8 protein-coding genes are annotated in these 8664 nt (G+C 67.4%); 7 read left to right on the top strand and 1 reads right to left on the bottom strand.

What is annotated here, in order from left to right:
• The first annotated feature begins 18 nt into the window (after nucleotides 1–18).
• The 6 genes from R1101_RS0101905 to R1101_RS0101930 all read left to right on the top strand — a co-directional run bounded on the left by R1101_RS0101905 (nucleotide 19) and on the right by R1101_RS0101930 (nucleotide 6960).
• Nucleotides 19–1092, top strand: coding sequence for an ABC transporter ATP-binding protein (locus tag R1101_RS0101905; protein WP_016931800.1), 1074 nt, complete (start codon nucleotides 19–21; stop codon nucleotides 1090–1092).
• A gap of 155 nt (nucleotides 1093–1247) precedes the next feature.
• Nucleotides 1248–2531 carry an ABC transporter substrate-binding protein gene (locus tag R1101_RS0101910; protein ID WP_016931801.1) on the top strand — a complete coding sequence of 428 codons (1284 nt, stop codon included), beginning with the start codon at nucleotides 1248–1250 and terminating at the stop codon, nucleotides 2529–2531.
• Between the two features lie 18 nt (nucleotides 2532–2549).
• Nucleotides 2550–3623: a carbohydrate ABC transporter permease gene (locus R1101_RS0101915; RefSeq protein ID WP_016931802.1), complete on the top strand. Its 1074-nt coding sequence runs from the start codon at nucleotides 2550–2552 to the stop codon at nucleotides 3621–3623.
• Nucleotides 3620–4519 carry an ABC transporter permease subunit gene (locus R1101_RS0101920; RefSeq protein ID WP_016931803.1) on the top strand — a complete coding sequence of 300 codons (900 nt, stop codon included), beginning with the start codon at nucleotides 3620–3622 and terminating at the stop codon, nucleotides 4517–4519. The genes R1101_RS0101915 and R1101_RS0101920 overlap by 4 nt, the downstream gene beginning before the upstream one ends.
• Complete coding sequence (locus R1101_RS0101925) at nucleotides 4516–4707, top strand: hypothetical protein (RefSeq protein ID WP_016931804.1); 192 nt, start codon at nucleotides 4516–4518, stop codon at nucleotides 4705–4707. The genes R1101_RS0101920 and R1101_RS0101925 overlap by 4 nt, the downstream gene beginning before the upstream one ends.
• A 96-nt stretch (nucleotides 4708–4803) precedes the next feature.
• Nucleotides 4804–6960: a transglycosylase domain-containing protein gene (locus R1101_RS0101930; protein WP_016931805.1), complete on the top strand. Its 2157-nt coding sequence runs from the start codon at nucleotides 4804–4806 to the stop codon at nucleotides 6958–6960.
• 92 nt (nucleotides 6961–7052) lie between these two features.
• On the opposite strand, the gene R1101_RS0101935 is transcribed toward R1101_RS0101930, so the two are convergent.
• Entirely contained in the window at nucleotides 7053–7640 is a 588-nt protein-coding gene (locus R1101_RS0101935) for a TetR/AcrR family transcriptional regulator (protein WP_016931806.1), read from the bottom strand.
• Between the two features lie 79 nt (nucleotides 7641–7719).
• Here R1101_RS0101935 and R1101_RS0101940 point away from each other — a divergent pair.
• A partial coding sequence (locus R1101_RS0101940) for an acyl-CoA dehydrogenase family protein (RefSeq protein WP_016931807.1) occupies nucleotides 7720–8664 on the top strand: 945 nt, incomplete at its 3' end.

An 8664-nucleotide genomic window follows, 5' to 3' on the forward strand; every position in this document is an offset into this window, starting at 1 on the left:
TCGGAAAGGATCTGCGAAATGGCGTCGGTGACCTTCGACAAGGCCACATGCCTGTTCCCCGGCTCGAGTACGCCCGCGGTCGACGCGCTCGACCTCGAGATCGAGGACGGTGAGTTCCTCGTCCTGGTCGGGCCGTCGGGCTGCGGCAAGTCGACCTCGCTGCGCATGCTCGCCGGTCTCGAGGAGGTGCACAGCGGGCGCATCCTCATCGGCGACGACGACGTCACCGGGCAGGATCCGAAGGAACGCGACATCGCGATGGTGTTCCAGAACTACGCGCTGTACCCGCACATGTCGGTCGCCGAGAACATGGGCTTCGCGCTCAAGCTCGCCAAGACACCCAAGAACGAGATCCGCGAGCGGGTCGTCGAGGTCGCGAAGATGCTCGACCTCGAACAGTTCCTCGACCGCAAGCCCAAGGCGCTGTCCGGTGGTCAGCGTCAGCGTGTGGCGATGGGCCGTGCCATCGTCCGTCAGCCACAGGTCTTCCTCATGGACGAGCCGTTGTCGAACCTCGACGCCAAGCTCCGCGTCCAGACCCGCACGCAGATCGCGCAGCTGCAGCGACGGCTCGCCACCACCACCGTCTACGTCACCCACGACCAGGTCGAGGCCATGACGATGGGTGACCGCGTCGCGGTGCTCGAGAAGGGCATCCTGCAGCAGTGCGCGTCGCCGCGCGTGCTCTACAACAGGCCCGCGAACGTCTTCGTCGCCGGCTTCATGGGCTCGCCCGCCATGAACCTCTTCCGCCTCCCCGTGTTCGACCGCGGCGCGTTGCTCGGCGACACGCACGTCCCGATCCCACGCGACGTGGTCGGACAGGTCACCGAGAAGGAGGTCGTGCTCGGCATCCGCCCCGAACACCTCGAGATCTCGAACGAGGGCCTGGCCATGGACGTCGATGTGGTCGAGGAACTCGGATCCGAGGCGTACGTCTACGGCCGGGCCGACGTCGGCGGCATCGTGCAGCAGATCGTCGCGCGCAGCGACTGGCGCAACCCTCCGCAGAAGGGCGACCGGCTGTACCTGCGCTTCGACCCCGAGCAGGTGCACGTCTTCGGAACGTCGGACGGGAAGCGAATCGGCTGACCTCCGCTCCGAACCGGTCCGCGGAGTCGACACTCGACCGATTCAGGATGGGCGGAATGCCGACTTTTACCGGTGGTGCGTGCCACAGTAGTGGCCGGTGTCGGTGCACCTGGTCACCGACGTGTGTTCCTCGACCTCGAAATGGGGAGTTGTTGATGGTTCTGAATACGAAGGCGATGCGGAGGGCTGCGATCGCTGCAACGGCCGCGACCGCGCTCGTTCTCGCGGGTTGCTCGTCGGACAGCGGGAGCGACGACACCTCGACCGGCGGTGAGGGCACCGCTGCTTCCGGTGAGGGCCGCGGCCCCATCACGATCGTCGAGGGGCAGGATCCCCTGAACACGGCGCTCGAGAGCATCATCGCCGACTGGAACGCCGAGCATCCCGACGAGCAGGTGACGTTCAAGCCGCTCGCCAAGGAGGCCAACGACCAGTACGCCGACATCGCCCAGCGGATGCAGGCCAAGAGCGACGAGTACGACCTCATCGCCGTCGATGTCACCAACACGGCGGAGTTCGCCGCGAACGGCTGGCTGCTTCCCCTCGAGGGCGACCTGGCGATCGACACCGAGGGCGTGCTGCCCGCGACCGTCGAGTCGGGTACCTACAACGGCACCCTCTACGCCGCCCCGAAGAACACCAACGGCGCGTTCCTGTACTACCGCACCGATCTCGTCGACAAGGCACCCGCGACCTGGGACGACCTGAAGGCCGAGTGCCCGAAGGCGGAGGAGGCGGGCATCGCCTGCTACATCGGTCAGTTCAAGAACTACGAGGGCCTGACGGTCAACGTCACCGAGATCGTCAATGCCTTCGGCGGCTCCTTCGTCTCCGAGGACGGCCTGACCCCGGCCGTCGACGACAAGACGGCCGAAGGCCTGCAGTTCCTCGTCGACAATTTCGAGGACGGCATCATCCCGGCGGCCGCCCAGACCTACACCGAGGGTGAGTCGCAGACCGCCTTCGGCAACGGTGAGGCGCTGTTCCTGCGCACGTGGCCGGGCTTCTACACCGACGGCGAGACGTCGTCGGTCGCCGGCAAGTACGGCATCGCCGTCCTGCCCGGCGTCGACGGTCCCGGCGTCTCGACGCTCGGCGGGTACAACGTCGGCATCAGCGCATTCTCGGATGCTCCCGCCACCGCGCGCGACTTCCTCGAGTTCATGCAGACCCGCCAGTCGCAGATGCACTACGCGGAGGCGGGCGGTGCCCCGGTTCTCGCCGAGGTCTACGACGACGCGTCGATCCTCGAGCAGTACCCCTACTTCTCGACGTTGAAGGAAGCCCTCGAGGCCGCGAAGCCGCGTCCGGCGTCGCCGTACTACTCGGCCGTGTCGAAGGCGATCGCCGACAACGCCTACGCTGCGATCCGTGGCGAGAAGACCGTCCAGCAGGCGCTGGACGACACCGAGGCCGGCATCGAGACCGCCGGCAACTGATGCTCCAGGAGCAAGTACATGGCTGACCCGCAGGTCGATAATCCCGCGGATCCGCCACACGCCTCCGCGGTCGGGACCGTGTCCGGTCCCGACCGCGGACGTGTCGGCGGACGTCACCGCGTGCCCGCGCCTCCCGCCGCGGAGGTGAAGACGCGGCGCAAGGTCCCGGTATGGATGTTCGTCGCACCGTCGATGCTCGTCCTGGCCGTGATCATCCTGTATCCGCTCGGTCGAGCGGTGTGGATGTCGCTGCAGGGTGACGCGAAGCGGCTCGATCCCGAGACCGGGCGGTTCGTCACCGGAGGCTTCGTCGGGATCGAGAACTACACGCGCTGGATCACCCAGACCTGCGGTACCGCCACCGGTTCGATCCCCTGTCCTCCGGGCACCCTCGGCTCGCAGTTCTGGCAGTCGATCTTCAACACTTTCTTCTTCACCGTTGTCACGGTCTCGCTCGAGACGGTGATCGGTTTCGCGATGGCGGTCGTGATGGCCAAGTCGTTCCGGGGACGCGGTCTGCTGCGTGCCTCGGTGCTCGTGCCGTGGGCGATCCCTACCGCCGTCACCGCCAAGCTGTGGTTCTTCATCTTCGCCAACGACGGTGCCGCCAACAAGCTGCTCGGCACCGACTACCTGTGGACCGCCGATCCGTGGCCCGCCCGGGTCGCGATCATCGTCGCCGACGTGTGGAAGACGGCGCCGTTCATGGCGCTGCTCATCCTCGCCGGACTGCAGATGATCCCGCAGGACGTCTACGAGGCGGCGAAGGTCGACGGCGCGAACGCCTGGCAGCGGTTCAAGATGATCACCCTGCCGCTGGTGAAGCCCGCCCTCATGGTGGCGATCCTGTTCCGCACCATGGATGCGCTGCGCATGTACGACCTGCCCGCGATCATGATGGGTTCGAATCCCGCGACGTCGACGATCTCGGTGCTCGTCGTCGACCAGATGCGTCAGGGTGCGAACTCCGCGTCCGCCCTGTCCACGATCACCTTCCTGCTCATCTTCGCCGTCGCCTTCGTGCTGGTGCGGTTCCTCGGCGCCAACGCGGTGAGCACGCAGGAGAAGCAGCGTAAGGGGGAAGTCGTATGACCGTCGCCACCACCGAGGCACCCCGCACCGAGCCGGATCCGGTGCAGGTCCGCAGGGTGCCGATGAAGCGCCGACTGAGCACGGTCGGCACCTATGTGGGCGTCGCGCTGATCGTCGTGTGGGGTCTGGCCCCCTGCTACTGGATGGTCGTCACGGCTCTGCGCGACCCGTCGGAGACGTTCAGCACAACCCTGTGGCCGTCGAACCCGACGCTGCAGAACTTCGCCGACGCACTCGACCCCGACGCCAAGGTCAACTTCTCGCGGGCGCTGCTCAACAGCGTCATCATCGCCGGTGCCACCACGGCGGTCGCGCTGCTGCTGGGCGTATTCACCGCCTACGCTCTGTCGCGCTTCGACTTCCGCGGCAAGTACTTCGTCACCGGCATCATCCTCGGCGCGTCGATGTTCCCTGTCGTCGCGCTCGTGACGCCGCTGTTCCAGTTGTTCACCGACATCGGCTGGATCGGCAAGTACCAGGCGCTGATCATCCCGAACATCTCGTTCGTGCTGCCGCTGACCATCTACACGCTCACCTCGTTCTTCTCGGAACTGCCGTGGGAACTCGAGGAGGCCGCCCGCATGGACGGTGCGACGCGGGGGCAGGCGTTCCGTCTGGTCATGCTGCCGCTCGCCGCCCCCGCCCTGTTCACCACAGCGATCCTCGCCTTCATCGCGACCGTCAACGAGTATCTGCTGATGTCGCAGCTGTCGAACGAGAGCACGGCCCCGGTGACGGTCGCGATGGCGCGATTCACCGGCACCGATCCGTACGTCACTCCGTACGCATCGATCATGGCCGGTGGCACCCTCGTCATGGTGCCGCTCGTGGTGATGGTGCTGATCTTCCAGCGGCGCATCATCTCGGGCCTGACCGCGGGTGGCGTCAAGTCGTGAGGAAGGTTCCGCGCCGGAACCGACTCGAGATGCTGCTCGGCCTCCTCACGGTGTTCACGGCGATGGCCGTGATCGCCGCAGTCGCCGAGCTGACGTCGCCGCAACCCGGCGTCGTGCCGTCTCTCGTGCTGCTCGCATTCGTCGTGATGTGGGGGCTCGCGTTCCGCGCGTGGCGCCGATCGGGATGACCACGCACGTGGCGTGAGAAGCACCGGAACGGTGGTCCGGAGGCGTCCCTCGGTCGTTTCCGTACCATACGGTGGGCGGGAGACCCTCCCGCTCGGATGTCCGGTACGGAGAAGGTGGAACGAGTGACGAGCCCCAAGAGGTCTACCTCCTCGCGTGCCGCTGCGGCCGCAGCGAAGAAGAGCAGGGGACACATCGTCCGCTACGCCGTACTCGTCGCGTTCGTTCTCGCCGTGCTGGTACCGCTCGGTGTCTTCGCCACCGCGTACTACTCGGCGGACGTGCCGACCCCGTCGGACATGAAGACGAACCAGCTCGCGCGGGTCTACGCGGCCGACGACGCCACCGAGATCACCCGGGTGGTCCCGCCGGAGGGCAACCGTCTCGAGGTCGGGATCGCGCAGATCCCCGAGCACGTCCGCAACGCCGTGCTGTCGGCGGAGGACCGCAACTTCTACAGCAACCCGGGCTTCTCGATCACCGGTTTCGCTCGTGCGGCCCGCGACAACGTCATGGGCAAGGACACCGCCGGCGGTGGTTCCACGATCACCCAGCAGTACGTCAAGAACGTGCTCGTCGGTGCCGATCGCACGCTCGAACGCAAGATGCGCGAACTCGTCATCTCCACCAAGATGGCGCGGCAGTGGTCGAAGGACGAGATCCTCGAGGCGTACCTCAACACCATCTACTTCGGGCGGGGTGCCTACGGCATCGGTGCGGCGTCCCAGGCGTACTTCGGCAAGCCCGTCGAGGAGCTGTCGGTCTCCGAGGGTGCCGTCCTGGCCGGGGTGATCCGGACACCGTCCTCGCTCGATCCCGAGTACAACCTGCCGGCGATCGAAGAGCGCTGGAACTACGTGCTCGACGGCATGGTCGACATGGATGTCCTCGACCCGTCGGAGCGGTCGGCCCAGGTGTTCCCCCCGACGGTGCCGTCGAACACCCTCGTGCTGGCCACTGAGGCGACGGGGCCGGAAGGCCACATCCGCACGCAGGTGTTGCGCGAGCTGTCCGCGGCGGGGATCAGTGAACAGACCCTCAATACCGAGGGTCTGCGGATCACCACCACGATCGACCCGAGGGCACAGCAGGCGGCGATCGACTCCGCCCGGTCCACGCTGTCGGGGGAACCCGGGGAATTGCGCACCGCGGTGGTCTCGGTCGACCCCCGCTCGGGGGCCGTGCGCGCCTACTACGGCGGTGAGGACGGCGCCGGCTTCGACTTCGCGCAGGCACCCGTCCAGACCGGGTCGGCGTTCAAGGTGTTCGGCCTGCTCGCCGCGCTCGACGACGGGATCGGCCTGAACGCGCGCTTCGACAGCTCGCCGCTGACGGTCGGCAACGTCCGCATCGGCAACGTCGAAGGCGAGTCGTGCGGGCGGTGCACGATCGCCGAGGCGCTCAAGCGATCGTTGAACACGAGCTTCTACCGGCTCATGATGTCCATGCCGAACGGTCCCCAGAAGATCGCCGACGCCGCGCACGCAGCGGGAATCCCGCTGACGATCCCCGGTGTCGAGGGGCGGACGCTGAGCGAGAACGGCGGTTCTCCGGAGGGCGGCATCGTTCTCGGTCAGTACCAGGCGCGGGTGATCGACATGGCGTCGGCCTACGCGACGATCGCCGCGTCCGGTGTCTTCCACGAGCCGTACTTCGTGCAGAAGATCGTCACGGCCGACGGGGTCGTGCTCCTCGATCGACCGGCGTCACCCGGCGAGCAGCGCCTCGACGCCGCGGTCGCCGACAACACGACCCAGGCCATGATGCCGATCGCCGCGTATTCGCGCGGGCACGCGCTCGCCGGTGGCCGGCCGTCGGCGGCGAAGACCGGTACCACGCAGCTCGGCGACACCGGCCTGAACAAGGACGCCTGGATGGTCGGGTACACCCCGTCGCTGTCGACGGCCGTGTGGATGGGCACACCCGACGCCGGGCCGATCACCAACAGCTGGGGTGGGTCGATCTACGGCTCCGGTCTGCCCTCGGACATCTGGAAGGGAACGATGGACGGTGCCCTCGAGGGCACGCCGGTCGAGAGCTTCCCGTGGCCGGCGCCCATCGGCGGACAGGCGGGTGTCCCCAAGGACGCCGGTATCGAGACCACCACCACTCCCCCGTCGCCGACCTTCCGGCTGCCCGACCTGTCGAACCTGCCGCCGATCACGATTCCCGCACCGCCGGTCGATCTCCCCGTCCCGGTGCCCTCGCAGATCGAGGTGTTCCCCGGCGTCACGATCCAGATCCCCGGCTTGTAGATCCGTACTCCACCCATCGAGGGGGAGGTTGTGTGCGTTTTCCCGCCCGGGGACGCACACGACCTCCCCTTCGTTGTCGAGGCGGTTCGGGTCTACGGCCCGGCCAGCACCGTCGGCAGCAGCGCGGCCGAATAATCGACGACCTCGTCGACGCTCGGTGTGCCTTCGCGGAACCGATCGATCGCCAGCGACTCCACGAACGCCCACCACGCCCGCAGCCGCATGCGGGTGACGGGGGTGTCGTCGCAGCCCAGCGCCGCGACGACCCGCCCGACCATGGTGTCGCGCATCGAGTCGTGGATGTCGCGGATCTGGGGGTCGGATCCGACGCCGCTGTGGAAGAAGGCCTGATAGTTGTCGCCGTGGCGGTCGATGAACGAGACGAACGGGTGCAACACGGCCCGGAGCGGATCCCGCTCGTCCGGGTCGGGATCCGCGGCGCGGAGCAACCGGCGTGATGCGGCGCCGACGACCGCGACGTAGAAGTCCTGCTTGGTGGGGAAATAACGGAACAGCAGGCCGCGGGAGATACCGGCGATCTCTGCGACGCGGTCGATGGACAGGGCGTGGATGGGCCGGGTCGACAGTTCCTGCAGTCCGATGGCAACGAGTTGCCGGCGACGTTCCTCCGGCGGCAGACGACGCCGGCCTGTGGATGCCTCTTGTCGCGGGGTGCTCACACCGATAGCCTAACTGAGCATCGCTCAGTTACGGCCGCCCGGCCGGGCAGTTCCCGGTCGACTCGACGGAAGGCACCCGATGGATTTCGCACAGTCCGAGCGCAGTCGCGACTATCTCGAACGTCTGCGGGCGTTCATCGCAGACGAGGTCACGCCTGTCGAGCAGCAACTGCGGGCCGCGCGACGCACGGCGGGTGAAGGACGACGCGACATCGACGCCGCCGAGAGGTGGGCCGTCTCCCCCGAATTCCGCGAGCTGCAGCGCAAGGCCCGCGCCGAGGGCCTGTGGAACCTCTTCCTTCCCGACGCCGAACTCGGTGCCGGATTGTCGAACGTCGACTACGCCCCGCTCGCCGAGGAGATGGGCCGCTCGCCGTTCGCCTCCGCGGTGTTCAACTGCGACGCGCCCGACACCGGCAACATGGAGGTGCTCTACCACTACGGCAGCGCCGCGCAGAAGGAGAAGTGGCTGCGTCCGCTGCTCGACGGCGAGATCCGTTCGGCCTTCTGCATGACCGAACCCGAGGTCGCGTCGTCGGACGCGACGAACATGGCCGCGACCGCCGTGGTCGAGGGCGACGAGATCGTGCTCAACGGCCGCAAGTGGTGGAGCACCGGCGTCGGCCATCCCGACTGCAAGGTGCTCATCTTCATGGGCCTGACCGATCCGGAAGCCCACAAGTACCAGCGACATTCGATGGTTCTCGTGCCTTTCGACACCCCCGGTGTGAAGGTCGAGCGCATGCTCCCGACGATGGGCTTCTTCGACGAGCCCAGTGGCCACGGCGAGGTGTCGTTCACCGACGTGCGCCTGCCGCTCGATGCCGTCATCGCCGGTCCCGGACGAGGATTCGAGATCGCCCAAGGCCGGCTCGGTCCCGGCCGCATCCACCACTGCATGCGCCTCGTCGGGCTGGCCGAGCACACCCTCGAACTCGCGTGTCGCCGCGGTCTCGAGCGCACCGCCTTCGGCAAGCCGATCATCAACCTCGGCGGCAACCGCGAACGCATCGCCGACGCCCGC

The organism is Rhodococcus sp. R1101, assembly GCF_000278445.1.
GTDB lineage: Bacteria > Actinomycetota > Actinomycetes > Mycobacteriales > Mycobacteriaceae > Rhodococcus > Rhodococcus gordoniae.

Excerpts from the sequence above, each read along its gene's own strand:
- R1101_RS0101905 (WP_016931800.1), top strand. The coding sequence starts at position 19 with ATGGCGTCGGTGACCTTCGACAAGGCCACATGCCTGTTCCCCGGCTCG.
- R1101_RS0101910 (WP_016931801.1), top strand. The coding sequence starts at position 1,248 with ATGGTTCTGAATACGAAGGCGATGCGGAGGGCTGCGATCGCTGCAACG.
- R1101_RS0101915 (WP_016931802.1), top strand. The coding sequence starts at position 2,550 with ATGGCTGACCCGCAGGTCGATAATCCCGCGGATCCGCCACACGCCTCC.
- R1101_RS0101920 (WP_016931803.1), top strand. The coding sequence starts at position 3,620 with ATGACCGTCGCCACCACCGAGGCACCCCGCACCGAGCCGGATCCGGTG.
- R1101_RS0101930 (WP_016931805.1), top strand. The coding sequence starts at position 4,804 with ATGTCCGGTACGGAGAAGGTGGAACGAGTGACGAGCCCCAAGAGGTCT.